Here is a 19,157-nt window from a genome sequence, read left to right as displayed (position 1 = left end):
GCATTTACTCCGCAGGGGTCGGCGCGGCGAGGGCGCCGTCGTCCATTGCGCCCAGCCGGCGCTCATGTTGCGCCTGCCAGGCTTCTGTTTCCTCGACATCCTGGTGCGGCCCCATGCGGATGAATTTGATCATCAGGGCCATCTCGATGATGAAGAGGATCGAGTAGAAGGTGACGAATCCGGCCAAGGTGATGAGCAGGTCCTGCACCGAGAGCTGGCTCGCGGACAATGCGGTGGGAAGAACACCGTCGACGGTCCAGGGCTGGCGTCCGAATTCGGCAACGAACCAGCCCATCTCGGCCGCGATCCACGGCGCGGGGATGAGACACACCGCGAAGATCAATGCCCAGCGCGGATAGCGCTCGCCGCCGAAGCTCGACTTCCAGAAGAAGTAGGCCATGAAGGCGATGAACAGAAAGCCGAAGCCGACCATGATGCGGAACGCCCAGAAGAGCGGGGCGACCCCGGGGATCGTGTCGTTGGCGGCCTTCACAATCTGCTCCGGCGTCGCCTTGGCTGGATCGTCCACATAGCGTTTCAACAGGAGCGCGAAACCCAGATTGTCGGAGTTGTCCTCGAACGCTTTACGAAGCTCCGGCGAAATCGTCACGGCGGAGGCGTCTCTATCCGGCCGAGCGCCGCTTGCCCGGGCCGCCTCCCGTTCGGCGCGGATTTTCATCAGCGCGTCGTAGGCGATGATCCCGCTCTCGATGCGCTTCTGCGCTTCGGCGACGAGTTCTTCGATGCCGGGGATCGGTTCGGTCAGGGACCGCGTGCCGATAATGCCCATGACCCAGGGAATGTGGACGGCGTAGTGCGTCTCGCGGGCCTCCTGATCAGGGAAGCCGATCAGGGTGAACGAGGCCGGCGGTTTCTCCGTCTTCCACATGGCTTCGAGCGCGGCGAGTTTCATCTTCTGGGTGTGGCTCGCCGTGTAGCCCGATTCATCGCCCAGCACGACGACGGAAAGCGCCGAGGCCAGGCCGAACGCGGCCGCGACGGAAATGGACCGGCGGGCCAGCTCCACATGGCGGTCCTTCAGCAGGTACCAAGCCGAGACGCCAAGCACGAAGACCGAGGCGGTGACATAGCCGGCGGAAACGGTGTGGACGAATTTGGCTTGTGCGACAGGGTTGAACAGCACGTCGTAGAACGACGTCATTTCCATTCGCATCGTGTCGGGGTTGAAGACGGAGCCGACAGGATTCTGCATCCAGCCATTGGCAATCAGGATCCAGAGCGCGGAAAGGTTGGAGCCGAGCGCCACCAGCCAGGTCACCGTGAGATGGCCAACTTTCGAAAGCTTGTCCCAGCCGAAGAAGAACAGGCCCACAAAGGTCGCCTCGAGGAAGAAGGCCATGAGGCCCTCGACGGCGAGCGGGGCTCCGAAAACGTCGCCGACATAGTGGCTGTAATAGCTCCAGTTCATGCCGAACTGGAACTCCATGGTGATGCCCGTCGCGACGCCCAAAACGAAGTTGATGCCGAAGAGGGTGCCCCAGAACTTGGTCATCTGCCGCCAAATCGGCCGGCCGGTCATCACATAGACCGTCTCCATGATGGCGATGATGATCGACAGACCCAACGTCAGCGGGACGAAGAGGAAGTGATACATCGCTGTCATCGCGAATTGCAGCCGCGAAAGTTCAACGACACCGAGTTCCATGACAAACGGTCTCCCAGCTTTTTGTGCGCACTTCTCAGCCCAGCGACCCTATGGCCACGGCGTGCGGGACGCTCTTATCACCCTGTCACAGGGACACTGTGACATACCTCAAATGCGGGGTGAAACCGACAGGGCATACCGCTGCCCGAAGACGGGGTGCCCAGAGCCCCGATGAAGCGCAGCCACAATAGCAGCATCCGGCAACGCCCGGCGAATGCCAATAAGTACGAGGTGTGAACTTTCATCGTCGAGCCCTTCGGTGGGCTCGTCGAGTAGCAGGAGGCGGGGCCGCTTCAGCACGGCGCGCGCCAGACACAGCCTCCGGGCCTGTCCGCCTGAAAGACCGGCGCCAGCTTCGCCGAGTTGTGTATCCAGCCCGCCGCGCGCGTCGAGCGTGTGATGGAGGTCCGCCGCCGCCAAGGCGGCCCACATCTCCGCGTCGGTCGCATCGGCGGCCAGGGCCAAATTCTCGCGGACGCTGCCTCGCAGGAGCGCGCTGCGCTGCGGCACCATGGTGACGATCTCCCTGACCGCCGTCTCTTCCCAGTCGCGTGGGGATCTTCCAAGGACGGCGATTGCCTCGCAGCCGTCATGCGGGGTCATTGGCAGGAGCCCGGCGATCTGGAGCAGGAGGGTCGTTTTGCCGATGCCGCTAGCGCCCGTGAGGGCGGCGGCTTCGCCCGGGCGCAGGTCGAGGCTGAAATCCGGCCGGCGAATCGCAAGTATGGGCGCCCGTTCCTCGGAACTCGGATAACTCGATGGCGGGTGGTCGCTGCTCGGCGGGGTCGCAGGGGGCAAGGGCTGAGTTGCGTCGAATCCACCGATGCGCCGTGCTGCGCCCGCCATGCGTCCCAGTTCTGCGAAGCCACGCCGCAGCGGCAGGACCGTCTCGGCGAGGGCCAGCGCCACGAACACGCCGATGGCGGCCACGGCGGCGCCGGTCGCGTTGTCCGTCACCAGCCAGCCGCCGATCGCCAGCGCCGCGCCCGCGACGACCGTCACGAGAACGCTCAAGCGGAACCCGGCCGAGCGCTCGGCCTCGTCCAGCCGTCGTGCCGCGGCCCGCAGCTTCTCATCGGTCGCAAGCAGCGCGTCTTCCCGCGCGCCGATGCGGCCGCGCAGAATTAGCGCTTCGCGGTCGCGGATCACGTCGATGATGCCACGGCGCAGGCTTTGGGCCTCGATCTCAGCCGTGTGCGATGGGTGCAGCCCCCCACGCCCGAGGCGCCACAGGATCAACGCTGCAAGCGGCACATAGCCGATGAGGATGGCCCAGGCCATCTGCCAGCCAACGAGCCACCCCAGAACCCAGAAGACGGCGACATGGGCGAGCAGTGCCGCCATGACCGGAAGTAGAAGCCGCAAGGCGAGCCCGTCCAGCGCGTCCACGTCGGCGACGATGCGCGTCAGCACGCCCTCGCTGCGCAATTGCATGAGGCCGCGCGCGTCGCGCGTCGCCTCCTGTTCGAGCAGCCGCACGCGCAACTTTGCCAGCGCGCGCAAAGTGGCGTCGTGGGTGAGCAGTCTCTCGCCGTAACGGGCCGCGGCACGGCCGAGCGCGAGGAAACGGACCCCCGCCGAGGGGCGGAAGAAATCGAAACCGATGCCGATGCCGGCGAGCCCTGCGAGTCCCGAGGCCGTGATGAACCAGCCGGACAGGCCGAGCAGGGCCGCACCCATGAGCAGCACCGTGATCGACAGCAAGGCGCCGCGAGCCATGGCCCATGGCGCCGCGCGCAGCAGAAAGCGCAAGACATGCACGACCGCCTTCATGAAGCCCCCTCGGATGCGAAGGGTGCGTGCATCAGAGGCAAATGCACTTGTCGGTCCATAGCGGCGGCCAGCGCGGGGTCGTGGGTGGCGACAATCAGCGTCCGGCCTTGGTCCTTCAGCCGTACCAGGGCCTCGATGATGCGCTTGGCGGTCTCTGCGTCGAGGTCTGCCGTCGGTTCGTCGGCGAGGATCACGTTGCTGTCGTCGAGGGCCGCGCGCGCGATCATCAAACGGCGCGCTTCGCCGCCCGACACGCCGCCGCCCGTCTCGCCAAGCGTCGTGGCGAGTCCATGGGGCAATCGTTCGACGACATCGCGCGCGCCGGCGATGTCGAGGGCGGGCGACGGATCGCGCCCCGTGTCTTCAGGATCGAGCCAAACACGAAGTGTTTCGTCGGGAAAATGCGGCCGCTGAGGGATCAGCGACAGGCGTGCGCGCCAGGCATCCGCCGTCTGGGCATCGAGCGTGTGCCCGCAGACCGTGATGGCGCCCGCATCCAGCGGCACGAGCCCGGCAATGCTTGCGAGCGCCGTCGTCTTGCCCGATCCGCTGGGGCCGGTCAGCGCGACGGACTCTCCGGCCTTCAGCTGGAGGTCGGGGAGGGGAAGCGCGCGGCCGGGCAGCGCGGCGACCGCTTTGGACACAGCGACGGTGGCCTGTCCTTCGAGGGGAGCGGCGCGCGCGCCCGTGCCCACCAAGGCCACGCGCTCGGCTTCGTCGAGGGCGTCGAGGTCGGCGACGACCGCGTAGCCGGCGGCACGGTCGTGCCAAGCGGCGGCAAGGTCCCGCATGGGCTGGAAGAATTCCGGCGCGATCAGGAGCAGGAATATCCCCTCCCGCAAGCTGAGGGGCGTGCCCCAGGTGCCGAAGTTCAGTTCGCCAAGGAGCGAAAAGCCCACAAAGACCGCCATCATCGCCACGCCGATGGCCGCGAACAGTTCGAGCACCGTCGAGGAGAGGAAGGCGATGCGCAGCACCGCCATGCTTTTCTCTCGCAAGCTCTCGGCGCGCGTCTCGAAATCGCGGGCCGCCCGTTTCGTGGCGCCCAGCAGGCGGATGTCGAGCATGGCCGACAGCCGCTCCATCAGCATGTCGTTCATTGAGCCGATCTCGCGCATCTGCTGGCGAGAGGCGTCTTCCGCCGCCATGCCGACCAGCGCCATGAACATCGGGATCAGCGGCCCCGAGATCAGCAGGATCAGGGCGGCAGCCCAGGATATGGTGAAGGCGAGCACCGCAAGCGCCAGGGGCAGGACCGCCGTGCGCATCATGGCGACGTGGTAGCGCGTCACCCATGCCTGGAGCAGGGGCAGCTTCTGCACGGCGAGCGCCGAGACTTCGGCCGATCCGGCCTCGGACGGGTTACGGGCCTCACGCCGGATCAAGATCGCCCGTTCCCGGGCGATAGTGCGGTCGGCGGCGTCAAAAAGGAGCCGGCCCGACAGGCGGTCGAGACCGGCCCGTATGACGCCGAGTGCGACGAAGCCTGCGATTGCCAGGAGCGCGTTATCCGCCGCCCCTGTGTCCGAGCCCCCGCTCGTCACCCAGATCGAGATGACCCACGCGATCAGTGCGGCCTGAAGCGGCCAGATGAGTCCGGCGGCCACCGCGAGCAACGCGGCGCGGCGCAGCGTATCGCGGACGGGCGCAATGATGCGTGCCTGGGCGCGCCGCCTGTGGGCCTCGTCTTGTTCTGTGCTGTCGTCCATCACGCCCTCTTTATGCCACGCAGTACGCCGCTCCATCCGCGTACGGTGCCGTCGCCGGCCTAAACCGAAGTCTTGCCATACCAGAATGATCCGCGTGGGTCTGGCCGGTGCTTCTACTTCAGGGGGCGCATGCTAAGGTCGGCGCCCTTTCTTCGTTGAGGTAAAATCGATGCTTGCGAGAATCCTGCTTGCTTTTGTCCTGCTTGGAGCCGCGCCGGCGATGGCGCAGGCCCCGGAGGAGCCGTATCTACCCGATCTGATGGAGCAACAGCCGGCCTATCTCGAAGCTTGGAAAGCGATGGTCGCGGGCGAAAAGCTGCCGGCGTGGGTCAATACCTTCACCAAGACGCAAGGCGCCGTCGCCGCGCCGGTGAAGACGATTCCGGTGGCGGGGCAGCCCTATACGCTCGGTTGGATCTGCGAGCCGCACAATTGCGGCGGGAACGAAGTTTATGCGCTGTTCGCGCCCGACGCGCGGCAGGCATGGGGACTTCTGATCGACGACGGCAAGCGCCGCTGGCTCGGCAAGCCCGACGCCGCCGTCCAGGCGGCGATCCAGAACGCTGTCGAGTAGCTGACGCTTCGCTCTCGAAGCTGGCCGCATCTCGCCATGTCTCTCCGGGGCGAGATCTCTGCACGAGCAAGATTTCCGCAAGCCGTCTCGGAATGGGGGCATCGCCCACAAACGGCCCTAGTTGGCACTGCATACCGTAGGGACAAACCAAGAGGAGGCGGTGGATGACGTTCAAAGGTTCGAGATCGGCGATCGCGCTTTCCGTGCTCGCGTGTGTCGGGGGAGCGACCCCGTCGGTGGCATGGGCACAAGCCGGCAATATCTCCAAGGACATGGAGACGTATTGCGTCAACGACTACAAGAAATTCTGCGGCGAGTACGGGCTGCAAACTTCGGCGCTCAATCTTTGCATGAAGAAGGCAGGTCCGAGCTTGTCGCCAGCGTGCGTCAAAGCACTGGTTCGGGCTGGAAAGATTTCTCAAGCCGAGGTGGATCGCATCAAGGCACAGATGGGTCGTTAGAGGGTTTCAATGATGAACAAATTTGCTTGTTTCGCTATTAGCGCCGCCCTTGGACTTGCCTGCAGCAATGCCTTTGCGGACGAAAGCTGCACCAGGATTACGGCCACCGGCCATCCGGCCTATCCGGTCATCGCATTTAAGGACGGCGACAACATCGCCGGCGCTGCTCCAGAGCTCGTCGCGGCGATCGCCAAGACCCTCAAGGTGCCACTCACGTCGAAATACATGGGCACCTGGGAAGAAGCGCAAGCTGCTACGCGCGACGGCAAGGCCGATCTCATCTTCGGCATTTACTACAACGACGAGCGTGCCGGTTTTCTCGACTACGTCCAACCCGCATTCATGTACGACGACGTGGCGGTCTTTGTGGTCAAGGGGAAGCAGTTCCCTTTCAAAGACAAGAACGATCTGGTCGGCAAGAAGGGCGTGACGAACAAGGGCGAGAGCTACGGCAACGAGTTCGATGCCTTCATGAAGGATAAACTCGATGTCACACGCGCGGACGGCATCGGAGAAGCCTTCGAGATGCTTATGTCGGGAAAGGCCGACTATTTGATCGCGGGGTACTATCCCGGAACCGCCGAGGCGGCAAAGGACGGGCTGAAGGACAAAGTCGTCCCGCTCGACCAGGCGCTGCTGACCGCTGAGATGTTCGTTGCGTTCTCCAAGAAGTCGCCTTGCCGGTCGTTGGCCGAGGGCTTTGGCCAGGGAGTCACGGACTTGACCACGGACGGCAGCTTCGACGGGATGATCAAGGACGCCACCTCAGCCTGGGACAAGGCTCAAGCGAAGAAGTAGGGCGCAAGGAAAGGTAGGCTTTGAAGCTACGCTTTGCCTGTGCTCACGATCGGGTCGCAACTCAAGACGACTGTCTGACTTCGGCACGCGCCTGCTCTCTAGCACGGAGCGGGCGCGTGTAGTCCGCTGCGGCCTCATTCTCCGCTTCACGCGGCGGACCACGTTCCGTCATGCGCGCCGAGACGCGAGATGGTGTCTTGGCTGGTGACCCCGGCAGGATTCGAACCTGCGACCCTCAGATTAGGAATCTGATGCTCTATCCTACTGAGCTACGGGGTCCCGCTGTCGTTGCTACACCGTAGCCTCGGATTTCGCCAGCCCGTCGGCCGCGCTCTCGCTCCCCGCACAAGACAACGTGACGCGGCTTTCAGGTCGCATCTCCCCCTGGAAGCATGCGGTTTGAGCGCGTAGGGTTTCGCATAGGGCATTGAAAATATTGGAAATATTCTAATGAAAAAGGGCCCGAAGATGGATCGCCGGTCGTTCCTGGCGCTGGCCGGCGGCGGGGCGGCTGGTCTAGCGCTCCCGGTAGGGGTTTCGACGCTCGCCAAGTCTGCCGGGAATGCGTCCGCCGAGGCGACGCCGCCCGCGTTGCGAATCCAAACGGCGCGTTACCGTCTGCGCGACGCGGTGACGGACAACATGGTCAGCGTCTTTCCCGACGCGCCGCCGCCCGTCTTGCGCATGCGGCAGGGGGAGCCGTTCGCGATCGATGTGACCAACACGCTGGACGAGGCCACGACGGTCCACTGGCATGGTCTGCGTGTGCCCAACGAGATGGACGGCGTTCCTTATCTCACGCAGTTCCCGATCCAAAAGGGCGAGACGTGGCGTTACGCCTACACGCCGAAAGATGCCGGGGTTTACTGGTATCACCCCCATTGCCGCACCATGGAGCAGATCGCGCGCGGGCTCACCGGGATCATCGTCGTCGCCGAAACGGAGGAGCCAGGGTTCGACGGGGAGACGGTCCTGAACCTGCGCGACTTTCGCATTGGCAAGGACGATCAGTTCATGCAGCTGTATTCGGCGCGGGCGGCCGCGCGCGCCGGCACGTTCGGCACGGTGATGACGGCGAACTGGGAACAGAACCCGGTCTACGAGCATCCGGCCGGCTCGCTGGTGCGCCTGCGCCTCGGCGCGACCGACACCACGCGCTTCTATCCGCTCACCTTCGAGGGCGGGGAGGGACGCATTATCGGCGCCGACGGTCATCCGTTGCGCGAAGAGTTGCCTTGGCCGACGACGGAGGAGCCTATCCTTGTTGCGCCGGGTCAGCGGCTCGACGTGGCGCTGCGGATGCCGGACAGGCACGGCGAAGAGATCGCGGTGACCTACCGGTCCCTCCAGCGCACGCGCAAGCTGGCGACGCTGCGCGCGACCGGGCCAAGCCTTGGCCGTTCGCTCGACGAGTTGAAGCCGCTGCCGCCCAACGACGTTCCGGACTTCGATCCGAAGGGGCTGGAGGTGGTTGAGATGGTCTTCGGCTGGTCGCCGGACGGTCTCAAGCCCAATAACGGCTTCTGCGGGTCGTTCGGCTACACGTTCTGGTCCATCGACCGCAAGCCGTGGCCGGGAGACGCGGCCAAGGGGATCGCGCCGGTCGCGGAGCTCGAGCTCGGCAAGGCCTATGTGTTGCGCCTACGCAATTCGAGCCCGAACCGGCACCCGATTCATCTCCACGGGCAGGTGTTCCGCCCCTTGCGGTCGAACAAGCGCGTGCTGCCGTCCAATTGGACTGACACGGTTGTTCTGGACAAGGAAGAGACGATCGACATCGGATTCGTGGCCGACAACCCCGGCGATTGGGCTTTCCATTGCCATGTGATCGAGCACCAGAAGTCGGGGCTCGCCGGTTTCATCCGCGTGAGTTGAGGGGCCGCGCGGCGTCCGCTGCTCCGTAAGCTCTCCTAATAGATCTTCGGCACGTAGAGCTCGGGCGGCAGTGTCTTGCGGTCGTAGTCGGGGCTGAAGACCCGCTCCGGCAACTCGATCTTGTCGTAGGGCACGTCCTCGTAAGGAATCTTCGACAGTAGGTGCTCGATGCAATTGAGCCGTTCGCGCTTCTTGTCGTTGCCTTCCACGATGTACCACGGCGCTTCGGGAATGCTCGTGCGCGCGAACATCTCCTCCTTGGCCTTGGTGTACTGCTCCCAGCGGACGCGCGACTGCAGGTCCATCGGTGACAGCTTCCACTGCTTCATGGGATCGTGGATGCGGATCATGAACCGGAGCTGCTGCTCCTCGTCGGTGATCGAGAGCCAGTACTTCAAGACGATGATGCCGTTACGTACGAGCATGCGTTCGAATTCCGGCACGTCTTGAAAGAACCGTTCGACCTGGTTCTCGCTTGCGAACCCCATGACGCGCTCGACGCCGGCCCTGTTGTACCAGGAGCGGTCGAACAGCACGATCTCGCCGCCCGAGGGGAGGTGCGGGACGTAGCGCTGGAAGTACCACTGGGTCCGCTCCTTCTCCGAGGGCTTTTGCAGCGCGACAACCCGGGCCGTGCGTGGATTGAGCCGCTGCGTGATTCGCTTGATGACGCCTCCCTTGCCGGCGGAGTCGCGGCCCTCGAAGAGGATCAGAACCTTGGCCCCGGTCGCCTCGACCCAGCTTTGCATCTTGATGAGCTCGGCCTGCAGCCGCAGGAGATTCTTGAGGTAGATGCGCCGGTCGAGCGCGTTGGGATGGGCTTCTTTGTAGATCTGCCGCAGTTCCTCGCTCAGCATCGGCTCGGAGAGTTCGGCTTCGAGCGTCTCGTCGAGAGTCTCTTCGAGTTCGGCCGCGACCCAGTCCTTCATGCTCTTTCTGCCAGTCTCTTCGCGATCGTCGGTCATTGGGCTCACTCGTTGTTCGTCGTTTGGGTGGGGTCGTCGGCTCAGCGACAACTCTCGCCAGCGAGATTAAAGCTTTTGTGTCAGCGGCGGCACCACACCGAATAAGAACTCGACAAAGGCAACCGGTCGATGACGTTGCCGAGGGCGCTTGTGCTATGCGTGCGCCTTGTTCGAGAGCCTGCGGGCTCCGTAGAATGCGGCATGTGCATCCGTACCCTTGCGATCAGCGGTGCCGTTGCCCTTGGTCTTGGCGTGCCGGCGTCCGAGGCGGCTGCAGAGACGTGCGATCTGCCCGCGGGCGAGACGGTGGCTGTGGCCTCGGTTTCCGACGGGGAGACGCTCGCACTCGAGGACGGCCGGGAGGTGAGGCTGCTCGACGTGCTGGCGCCGGCGCCGCCGCCGGATTGGGACGGCACCGACCCATGGCCTTTCGCGGCACAAGCCCGGCAGGCGCTGAACGAACTCGTGCAAGGCGCCTCGGTCAGCCTCCATTTCGATGCGCGGCAGGAGGACCGGTACGGGCGTTTGCTGGCGCAGGTGTTCCTCACCCGCGACGGTGAGCCGGTATGGGTTCAAGAGAAGCTGGTGGGACAAGGTCTCGCCCGTGTCGCAGCCCAGCCCGACATGAGCGCCTGCCTTGGGCCGCTCTTAGCGGCAGAGGCCCAGGCGCGGGAAGGAAGACTCGGGATATGGCGTTCGCTGACCTATCAGGTGCGCGATGCGCACGAGCCGAAATCGCTCGGTTATCGCCGTCACAGTTACCAGCTCGTCGAGGGGCAGGTGCAGGGCATCGGCGAAGGGAAGACGCGCGTCTACATGAATTTCGCCGAAGACTGGCGCGAGGATTTCACCGTGGTCATCAAGCGCAAGCGGCTTCCGGTTCTGGAAGCGGCGGGGCTCGACCTTCTCAGCTTGCCGGGGCGGCGGATCCGCGTGCGCGGCTGGGTCGAGTGGTGGAACGGCCCGATGATCGAGATTTCACATCCGGAAGAAATTGAGATCCTGGAGCCTTCGCCTGGCTCCGGCTGATCTCGCCTCCGGGGCCGCGGCCGAACCGCTCCAATTGAAAAGGCCGGGCGCGAGGCCCGGCCTTGTCTCATCTTGTCTCAGGGACGCTTGCCTTACGCGGCAGCCTTCCCGGCCTCGGCAGCCTCTGCGGCGGCCTTGTTCGTGCGCGCCGACTTCGCGAGGATGTCGTCGATCTTGGCGACGGCGCTCTCCTCGTCCAGCTTCTCGACGGCGGCGAGTTCACGCGCCATGCGGTCGAGGGCGGCTTCGTAAAGCTGGCGCTCGGAGTAGGACTGCTCCGGTTGAGCCTCGGACCGGTATAGGTCGCGGACCACCTCGGCGATAGAAATCAGATCGCCTGAGTTGATCTTGGCTTCGTATTCCTGGGCGCGACGCGACCACATGGTGCGCTTCACGCGGGCTTTGCCCTTGAGCGTGATCAGGGCCTTCTTGACGATCTTGTCTTCGGACAGCTTGCGCATGCCGACGCTCTCGAGCTTCGTGGTCGGCACCCGAAGGGTCATCTTGTCCTTGTCGAAATTGATCACGAACAGCTCGAGCTTCGCACCGGCGATCTCTTGCTCTTCGATCGACATGATACGGCCCACGCCATGCGCGGGGTACACGATGTACTCGTTCGTCCGAAATCCGTTCCGTTGCTGGGGTCTCTTCTTTTCCGCCATATGCTCGCCTCGCTGTTGAAAGTCGTGGGGCGCATCGGAACTTAGGCGCGTGAGCTTGTCTGCGTCGAATAAGGGCAGCGACGGGTTCGCTGGCTTCGCCCAGTGGGCGTCTCGCTGACAATAAGGAAGCGCTCGATCAGGGGTGCCTGACCGCTCAACTCCTTCGAAGCTCAGAAAAAAAGCGCGCCCAACCGGCTCGCCTCTCTTGGTGCCTCACGCGCCGACAGTTTGCGCCATTTCGAACACACCATATCACAAAAAACGCCTAATCGGAAGTCGAGCGCTTCGGCAGCACCGCCAATTTCAAGGCGGTGCCTGTGGCATTTTGACCGAAAGGTTAACGCGAGGCCGCCTTTTGGCGGCGTCCGAGAGTGGCCATTCAGGTCCTAATCGCCTTCGCCGGGCTCCGCGGAGAAGTACTTCTCGAACTTGTTGGGCTCGGTCAGAAAGTTGTCGGCATCCGGCGGCGCGGGCTTCTTGGTGGTGATGTTCGGCCAAGTCTCCGAGTAGTCCCGGTTCACATCGAGCCACTTATCGAGATCCGGCTCCGTGTCCGGCTTGATGGCGTCGGCCGGGCATTCCGGCTCGCAGACGCCACAGTCGATGCACTCGTCAGGATGGATGACCAACATGTTCTCGCCCTCGTAGAAGCAGTCCACGGGGCACACCTCGACACAGTCGGTGTACTTGCACTTAATGCATAATTCAGTGACGACGTATGTCATCGATTCCACATGCCATAGGGCTGTCCCAGCCCGGTTTCTTAAGCCCAGCTCAGGCTCTCAGCAAAGCCCGCGGGAGAAGGAGCCCTGCCTATAGCAATAGTGTCGGCAGCACAAGGCGTGGGGCCTGCCCGGAAACCCCAATTAATAGGATGGATTTGCGGCTTTCTGCCGCTCGTTGAGGCTGAATTTCCGCAACGCGCGCCCGCGCGCATTCAAGGTCCGTTTCTAGCTCCAAAACGTCCGGAATGTATCGATGCGCCGCCGGTCCCGCTTGGTGGGCCGGGCGCCCACGCGGGCCTCGCGGGCGGACCCCGTTTCGGTCTCGCCGACCGGCGGGGTCAAATCCTCATAGAGGGTCCGGGCCAGGGGCGCGGGCCCGCGCCGGTCCGCGGCATCGAGGATGCGCCAAACCACCAGCCGTCCGGGAGGCGTCGCCGTGATGACGTCGCCGCGTTGCACGATCCGGCTGGGCTTCCGCACCCGCTCGCCGTTGATCCGGACCTTGCCGTCCGCGATGAGCCGTGCGGCGGCGGAGCGGGTCTTTGCGGCCCGCGCGCACCAGAGCCATTTGTCGAGGCGCTGGCCCGTCACGCGGCCGTCCTAGCTTCGGCCCGAGCGGCCGCGCGCCGCCAAGCTATCGCGCAGATCCTTGAGGGCGGCGAAGGGCGAGTTCTCAGCCGCCTGCTCCCGCTTGGGCGACGAACTCCATTCCTTACTCTTGCCCTGGCCGCCGAAGCGATCGCCTTTGCCGCCTTTTCGGGGCGGTTTGCCGTGTTGCCGGCTCTTCTTATTGGGTTTGCCCTGATGCTCCCCTTGCCGGCTCCGTTGACGGTGCGGTTGCTCCGCGCCGTCGCTCGCCTGCTTGGCCTCGGCCCGGCCCCCATGGCGGCCCTTGCCGCGCTGGTGTTGGCTTTGCTGATGCCGGCGCTTCGCCGGGCGCCAGATCTCGTCGAAGACGGGTTCGGGCTCTGCCGGAGCAGCGGCTGCCTCGGCGACCTCGATTTGCGCCGGAGCCTCTAGAGCCTCGGGTTCTTGAACCGAGGGCCCGCCGGTGGCGGCGTTCGCCTCGGGAGGGACTTCGATCTTCCGCCGCTCGAGCCGGAAGCCCAGCCCGCGCAGGATGGATGCGAATTCCTCGCCCGAGCAGCCGACCATGGACATGAGTTCCGGCACGACCCGGAACCCGCCGTCGCCGGTCGCGCCGGAGGGCGGCTGCGGTGCCTCGGGCTTGGCCTTTGCTTCCGGTGCGGTTTGTGCCGTCGCGGCTGTGTCGGCGGGTGCGCCTTCGGTTTCAGGGGCCGGAGCCTCCGTAGTTGCCGCCACGGCCTCTGGCGTCTTAGCCGTGGTTTCCGCACCGGACTTCGCCGCCGGCGCAGGCGACTCGGTCGTCTTCGCAGGCCGCCACGTAACGCGGGCGCGGATCAGGTCCGACAGCCGCTCGAGCATGTCGATGCGCACCGCACGGCTTCCCGCCACATGGAACCCGGCCGCGCGCCAATAGGGCTCCGGCAGAGCGTCGTTGGCCGGGACGGAGGTCAGGCCCTGCTGGGGCCGCTCCGGCATGGCGTCGATATCGATGCCGTATTCGCCGCCGCCGTGGAGCGCCCAGAGCTGCAACAGCAGTTCCGCCGCCGCCGGCTTCAGAAGCGCGGGGAAATAGAGATTGAAGGCCCCGAACCGCACGCCGTATTTCCGCAATTGTCCGCGGTCGGACTGGTCCAGCGCCCTGATGTCCTCCGCGGCCCCTTCGCGGCGGAGCACGCCGAGGTTCTCCGTGAGACGGAAGGCGAGGCCGCGCGCGAGCCCCGTCAGGTCGTCCGCGCGGCTGAGGTCCATCAGCGGCTTGAGCTTCGCGTCGAGATGAGCGGTCAGCCAGGCGTCCAGGCGTGCGGCGACCCGGTCCCGGTCGGGCGCGCTCAAATTCTCATCGGCGAAGAGTTCGATGCGCGGCTTGAGAGCCGTGTCGCCCGCCACGAGCCGGCCGATCTCGCAGCCCTGCCACAGGATGCGGCCATTGCTCGACAGCGTGATCGCATCGTCGGCCGCGGAACCGAGCGCATCGGCCCGCTGCGCAAGCTCGCTCGCCAGGATCTGCGTGGCGGCGTTGCGCGCAGCCTTGCCGTGAATGCCTTCACCCGCCGCATCCGGCGTGAAGCGGAAGCCGTCGAGGCGGCCCACGAAATGGTTTTCGACCAGGATCTGTCCGTCGTCGCCGATCTCGGCCATCATCTCCTCCTTGTCGCGCAACCGCCGCATGAGCACGCTGGTTCGCCGGTCGACGAAGCGTTGTGTCAGGCGTTCATGAAGCGCGTCGGACAATTTGTCCTCAATCGATCGGGTGCGCTCTTGCCAGTGCTCCGGATCGTCCAGCCATTGAGCGCGGTGGGACACAAATGTCCAGGTACGAATTTGCGCCAGGCGATTGGAAAGTGTGTCGATGTCGCCTTCGGTCCGGTCGGCTTGGGCCACCTGGCGGGCGAACCAGTCCTCGGGGATCTTGCCTTCGTCGCTCATGACGAAGCCGAACAGGTCCCCGACCAGGTCCGCATGGTCCGCCGGGGAGACGCGCTGATAGTCCGGAATTTGGCACATGTCCCAAAGCAGGCCGACCGCCGCCGGCGATTTGGCCATGTCGCATACGGCCTCGTCACGCGTCACGTTCTCCAGCGCGATCACGTCGTCCACCATGCGGGAGCGGGTGAGGCGCGGGTGGATGGGCATTTCGCGCAGGCTCTCTTTGAGCGCCTCGATGGAGGACGTGTCCAGCGTGCGGCTGCGCCATTGCAGGACGCCCACCTGGTCGAAGCTGTGGGTCTCCAGCCGCTCGATCAATTCGGCGTCGAACGGCTGCGCCTGCCCCGTGACGCCGAAAGTGCCGTCGTTCATATGGCGTCCGGCGCGGCCGGCGATCTGTCCGATCTCGGACGGGGTCAGGTTGCGGTGGGTATGGCCGTCGAACTTCCGCACGCCCGCGAAGGCGACATGATCGAGATCGAGGTTGAGCCCCATGCCGATGGCGTCCGTCGCCACCAGATAGTCCACGTCGCCGTTCTGATAGAGCGCGACCTGCGCGTTGCGGGTGCGCGGGGACAGAGCGCCGAGGACGACGGCCGCACCGCCGCGCTGACGGCGCACGAGTTCGGCGATGGCGTACACGTCGTTCGCCGAGAAGGCGACGATGGCGGAGCGGCGGGGCAGCCGCGTGATCTTCTTCTCGCCCGCATAAGACAGGCTCGACAAGCGCGGCCGCGAGACGAGGTTAGCGCCGGGCAGCAGCTCGCGGATGGCATCGCGCATCGTCGCTGCGCCCAGCAGCAGCGTCTCGGACGTGCCGCGCGCATGGAACAGGCGATTGGTGAAGACGTGACCGCGCTCGCCGTCGGCGGCAAGCTGGATCTCGTCGATGGCGACGAAGTCGGCCTCGAGCTCGCGCGGCATGGCTTCCACGGTGCACACATAAAAGCGCGCGCGGGGCGGCTTGATCTTCTCTTCGCCGGTGATGAGCGCGACCTGGCCGGCGCCCGCCTTGGCCACGACCTTCTCGTAGACCTCGCGGGCGAGCAGCCGCAGGGGCAGGCCGATGACCCCGACCTCGTGGGCGAGCATGCGCTCGATGGCGAGATGAGTCTTGCCCGTGTTGGTCGGACCGAGCACGGCGGTGACGCCGCGCCCGCGATTGGGCGGACCATGAGCCCCGGTCGTCGGCGCACCGGTGGCCGGGCTGCCTGTGGATTGCGTGGATAAGGCTTTGGACATACGGAGAAATTCTTAAGGCGATCCGGTGGCAGCCGCGAACGGGGGGAGAACGAATCCCGTCCGAATCGCTGACTCCAGGGTATTCGACTTATGTTCCGTTCCAAAACGGAACAACGACGCAGGCGCGGAGCCCGCCGTGCACATGTAAGCGGCCTAATGCTCGCGCGCTACATCTAGTTTTGCTTTCTTACAAGGGTTTCATGTGCGCCGGATCGCAACGGGAACAGAGCAGGGGCGAATCAGGGGATCGTAAATTTTCGCAGCCCGTTCCCTACAACATGTTGTGCTTTGGGGGGCCGTTAACGGATGGTGCTTGGGGAACGGCGCTATGTTTCGCAGGTGCGCGTGCAGTTTAAGGTCGCTGTCGGCTAGAGCCTCCTGTCGGTATTGGCCGCGCGCAATTGATGCGCCTGCCGATAATGCCACTTTGGGTCATAGTTTGATGGTTGTCGCCGCCGACGCTCGGTAGCCTTGAGAAACGAAGTTCTCCGATTCGCTTCTTCCACCGATCGCGACAAGATGCCTATCGAACTTAGCCACTTGATGCAGACGCTGCTCGGACAGAAGGACGCCCTTCCGGTTGGTGATTTGCCGCGTCCTGTTGCCGAACACATGCGGTGTCATCCCGCCGTCGTGTTCTTGGGTAGCAACGAGATCAAAAAGATCCGAATGAAGCATCCGGAAATTGGCTACGAAGAACTTCAGTTGCTCTTCCTAGCGATCCGTGAGGGAGAATACCGGACTGATGATCAGCGGCGGGAGCGTTGCGCCACGGTTTTTTGGACGTTCAAGGAAACGGGGGAGACGTTCGTAGTAGGTCTGAAGTCAGCTTCGCAGGGTGGCGAAGTCTGGGTGTCGACCTTTCACAGAATCAGTGGCAGGAAACTCTCAAAGAAAATCCAGCGAACCAAATTTCTTTATAGAAAGTAAGTCGGGCACCCGTGGGCTACGGGTGCCCGCTATTTCCGCACATGATGGGGCCTGCCGAGAACCCCATGTTGCGCACACGCCCGCCCTCGGCGTGGCTACGGCTGGCAGATTAATACCGTGTCGCATGTGCAGCTGGTCGTCATGTGATCACGCTGTGCACGCGAAATCCATAACTCATTATTTTTCAAAAGGGAATCCCCTCCCGTCCCAAGGTAGTCCACAGGTCTATGCACATCCTTTAAGTGACTCAACCCGCTGAACTTTTCACGTCATCGTCGTTTGTCCACAAAGCTCCTCTTCGCCAACTTCGCTAACTGTGGCTCCTTGAGCGTGCTCTCCTCAAAGGGCTTCCGGTGGCACGGCTTCTTCACTCAGTAGCCCCTAAATCTAGCATTTCTGCAGGGTTCAGGCCGATAACGGGCAAGCTCACACCGTGAACAGACCGGCGACGAATCAGGGGTTCGTAAATCTTCGCGGGCCGTTCCCTACGACATGTTGTGTTTTGGGGGTCGCGCGTTAACCACGCCGGTGCGGCACGCCATTACAGGCCGAGGAGTGGCAGACCACGAAGTGGTTCAACGAGCCTCGGCGCGGCCGGCGCGGCCGGCGCGCATGGACGTGGCCACCGCCACGGCGGTGTAGCCCCCGAAGGCGGGGATCGTGATCTGGTAGGGCACGTACATGCCCGTGCCCCGCAAGGGGACGAGCCAGGCTTCGATGCCGTTGGCTTGCCGCAGCTCCTCGATGCCCGGGTCGCCGCGCGGATAGCCGGAGATGGGCACGAACTTCACTTGGCACACCGCGGCCGGCCCCGAGTAGTTGCCGTTGCCCCGGTTCTGCACCATCACGCGCTTCTTCGGCCTGAGGACCAGATCGTAACGGGAGCGCCCGTCGAACACGGGGATCACCTCGTTGCAGACGCTGAGATCGGCGCGGGGGTCGTTGGAACGTGCGGTCAGGAACGCGCCCGAGAGCGGATCCACCACGTGCTGAACCTGTTCCTTCGTGACCTTGATCTCGCCGGGATAGGGGCGGGGCTTCGGCCAGATCTTCACCGACTGCACATAGCCGTCGCCAAAATCGATGCTGAGGCGCTCCTGGTATTTGCCGTCGCTCTGGGTGAACGAATAGGAGCGGGGGTTCGCGCCATCGGTGGTGGCCTCGCCCGAGCCGTGGAGCTTGCCCTGCCAGTTGAAGACCCAGCCCTTCAGCACCGAGAAGGTGCCGTTGCCGCGCAAGGCGTACTGGCCGTTCTGCACCGTGCCCGAGATGGTGAAATTGCCCAGGTTGAAGCGGCCGAGGCTGACATTGTAGACGGCCTGGAAGCGCGCCGAGGTGTCGACCGGGCCGGCCCTTTGTTCAGGTTCTGCGGGCTCGGGTTCCAGGTTCGGCTCCGCGAATTCTCCCGCGTCCGGCAGATCTGCGTTTGGCGGGGCGTCTTCGTCCCCCGGCTTGTTCTTGTCGCTGTAGAGGCCTTCGATTGGGAAGGGTTCGCTCTCGTCCAGAATCGAGCCGCGGGCGCCGAAATCGCTGTCCGCGTCCGGCGGCGGGCTTTCGGGGCCGGTCTCGGCCTGCGCGATGCCGTTGGGAGACGCGTCCAGCGCGACCAACGCCAAGACGGCGATGCCCAGGACCAGTGCGGCCACGGCCGCAACGTTGGCCGCAATACTCAAGACGTGTCGTGCGACCCGCATCTATCGCAGTCCCTCCTGGCCCCCCGGCCACCTTATCTCTTGACTGGCCAGTGAGCAGGATTAGTCGGATTCGTCAATTCGGCCAATACAGGTGGAAAATCCAGCAAATGGCTGAAAAGCGTATGGCACCTTGACCGAAAACGGTCATCCCCGTATATGTCCCGGCCTTGAGCCTCGCGCTTGTGAAACGTCACGAGCTGCGGCAGGTATTCACAAGATTTTCGTTAGAAGGACAAGGACCATGGCCCGTCGCTGCGAGCTGTCCGGCAAAGCCGTGCTCACCGGCAACAATGTGAGCCATGCAAAGCGCCGCACGCGGCGCCGCTTCCTGCCGAATCTGAGCAATGTCACGCTTCAGAGCGATACTCTGAAGAAGGCTGTCCGCCTCACCGTCTCCGCCAGCGCCCTGCGCTCGGTCGAGCACCGTGGCGGCCTGGACGCCTATCTGCTCAAGGCCGGCGACGACGAACTCTCGCTAAAGGCGCGCCGCCTGAAGCGCGAGATCGCCAAGGCGACCGAGGCGCAGGCGGCCTCTTAGAG

15 protein-coding genes, 1 tRNA gene and 1 pseudogene are annotated in these 19,157 nt (G+C 64.3%); 7 read left to right on the top strand and 10 right to left on the bottom strand.

Annotated features, from left to right (window positions below):
• Positions 1-4: 4 nt before the first annotated feature.
• From GL4_RS16085 to GL4_RS16075, 3 genes are all read right to left on the bottom strand, one after another.
• A complete protein-coding gene (locus tag GL4_RS16085) occupies positions 5-1,666 on the bottom strand; it encodes a cytochrome ubiquinol oxidase subunit I (protein WP_045369011.1) in 1,662 nt (553 codons plus the stop codon).
• A gap of 108 nt (positions 1,667-1,774) precedes the next feature.
• Positions 1,775-3,439: an amino acid ABC transporter ATP-binding/permease protein gene (locus tag GL4_RS16080; protein WP_045369010.1), complete on the bottom strand. Its 1,665-nt coding sequence runs from the start codon at positions 3,437-3,439 to the stop codon at positions 1,775-1,777.
• A complete protein-coding gene (locus tag GL4_RS16075; RefSeq protein ID WP_052464838.1) occupies positions 3,436-5,148 on the bottom strand; it encodes an ABC transporter ATP-binding protein/permease in 1,713 nt (570 codons plus the stop codon). Before GL4_RS16075 ends, GL4_RS16080 begins: the two co-directional genes overlap by 4 nt.
• Positions 5,149-5,317: 169 nt before the next feature.
• Between GL4_RS16075 and GL4_RS16070 the strand changes: the two genes are divergently transcribed.
• The 3 genes from GL4_RS16070 (at position 5,318) to GL4_RS16060 (ending at position 6,981) form a co-directional block, all read left to right on the top strand.
• Positions 5,318-5,722 (top strand): Ivy family c-type lysozyme inhibitor, encoded by a 405-nt coding sequence (locus GL4_RS16070; RefSeq protein ID WP_052464716.1) that lies wholly within the window; start codon positions 5,318-5,320, stop codon positions 5,720-5,722.
• A 164-nt stretch (positions 5,723-5,886) separates the two neighbouring features.
• Positions 5,887-6,183 carry a hypothetical protein gene (locus GL4_RS16065; RefSeq protein WP_045369009.1) on the top strand — a complete coding sequence of 99 codons (297 nt, stop codon included), beginning with the start codon at positions 5,887-5,889 and terminating at the stop codon, positions 6,181-6,183.
• A 9-nt stretch (positions 6,184-6,192) separates the two neighbouring features.
• Complete coding sequence (locus GL4_RS16060; protein ID WP_082025730.1) at positions 6,193-6,981, top strand: substrate-binding periplasmic protein; 789 nt, start codon at positions 6,193-6,195, stop codon at positions 6,979-6,981.
• 202 nt (positions 6,982-7,183) lie between these two features.
• Here the strand turns inward: GL4_RS16060 and GL4_RS16055 are convergent.
• Positions 7,184-7,260 (bottom strand) — tRNA-Arg (locus GL4_RS16055).
• Between the two features lie 171 nt (positions 7,261-7,431).
• On the opposite strand from GL4_RS16055, the gene GL4_RS16050 reads away from it, so the two are divergent.
• Positions 7,432-8,856, top strand: coding sequence for a multicopper oxidase family protein (locus tag GL4_RS16050; protein ID WP_197539051.1), 1,425 nt, complete (start codon positions 7,432-7,434; stop codon positions 8,854-8,856).
• A gap of 35 nt (positions 8,857-8,891) precedes the next feature.
• On the opposite strand, the gene ppk2 is transcribed toward GL4_RS16050, so the two are convergent.
• Positions 8,892-9,821 carry a polyphosphate kinase 2 gene (ppk2, locus tag GL4_RS16045; protein WP_045369007.1) on the bottom strand — a complete coding sequence of 310 codons (930 nt, stop codon included), beginning with the start codon at positions 9,819-9,821 and terminating at the stop codon, positions 8,892-8,894.
• Positions 9,822-9,950: 129 nt separating this feature from the next.
• Here ppk2 and GL4_RS16040 point away from each other — a divergent pair, with 129 nt between their 5' ends.
• Positions 9,951-10,850 carry a thermonuclease family protein gene (locus GL4_RS16040; RefSeq protein ID WP_082025729.1) on the top strand — a complete coding sequence of 300 codons (900 nt, stop codon included), beginning with the start codon at positions 9,951-9,953 and terminating at the stop codon, positions 10,848-10,850.
• A gap of 92 nt (positions 10,851-10,942) precedes the next feature.
• On the opposite strand, the pseudogene GL4_RS16035 reads toward GL4_RS16040, so the two are convergent.
• The 4 genes and pseudogenes from GL4_RS16035 to GL4_RS16020 all read right to left on the bottom strand — a co-directional run.
• Positions 10,943-11,506, bottom strand: a pseudogene (locus GL4_RS16035) (CarD family transcriptional regulator); the annotation flags it as partial.
• Between the two features lie 392 nt (positions 11,507-11,898).
• Positions 11,899-12,237, bottom strand: a complete 339-nt coding sequence (gene fdxA / locus GL4_RS16030) for a ferredoxin FdxA (protein WP_045370383.1) — start codon at positions 12,235-12,237, stop codon at positions 11,899-11,901.
• Positions 12,238-12,462: 225 nt separating this feature from the next.
• Positions 12,463-12,828: an RNA-binding S4 domain-containing protein gene (locus GL4_RS16025; protein ID WP_045369002.1), complete on the bottom strand. Its 366-nt coding sequence runs from the start codon at positions 12,826-12,828 to the stop codon at positions 12,463-12,465.
• 9 nt (positions 12,829-12,837) lie between these two features.
• Complete coding sequence (locus GL4_RS16020) at positions 12,838-15,993, bottom strand: helicase-related protein (protein WP_082025728.1); 3,156 nt, start codon at positions 15,991-15,993, stop codon at positions 12,838-12,840.
• 519 nt (positions 15,994-16,512) lie between these two features.
• On the opposite strand from GL4_RS16020, the gene GL4_RS16015 reads away from it, so the two are divergent.
• Positions 16,513-16,923 (top strand): hypothetical protein, encoded by a 411-nt coding sequence (locus GL4_RS16015; RefSeq protein WP_045369001.1) that lies wholly within the window; start codon positions 16,513-16,515, stop codon positions 16,921-16,923.
• A gap of 575 nt (positions 16,924-17,498) precedes the next feature.
• Here the strand turns inward: GL4_RS16015 and GL4_RS16010 are convergent.
• Entirely contained in the window at positions 17,499-18,617 is a 1,119-nt protein-coding gene (locus GL4_RS16010; RefSeq protein ID WP_082025727.1) for a DUF3108 domain-containing protein, read from the bottom strand.
• Between the two features lie 241 nt (positions 18,618-18,858).
• Here GL4_RS16010 and rpmB point away from each other — a divergent pair, with 241 nt between their 5' ends.
• A complete protein-coding gene (rpmB, locus tag GL4_RS16005; RefSeq protein WP_045368998.1) occupies positions 18,859-19,155 on the top strand; it encodes a 50S ribosomal protein L28 in 297 nt (98 codons plus the stop codon).
• Positions 19,156-19,157: the final 2 nt, after the last annotated feature.

The organism is Methyloceanibacter caenitepidi, from assembly GCF_000828475.1.
GTDB lineage: Bacteria > Pseudomonadota > Alphaproteobacteria > Rhizobiales > Methyloligellaceae > Methyloceanibacter > Methyloceanibacter caenitepidi.
Note: the sequence above shows the minus strand (reverse complement) of the source record. Positions and strands in the feature narration are given on the sequence as shown.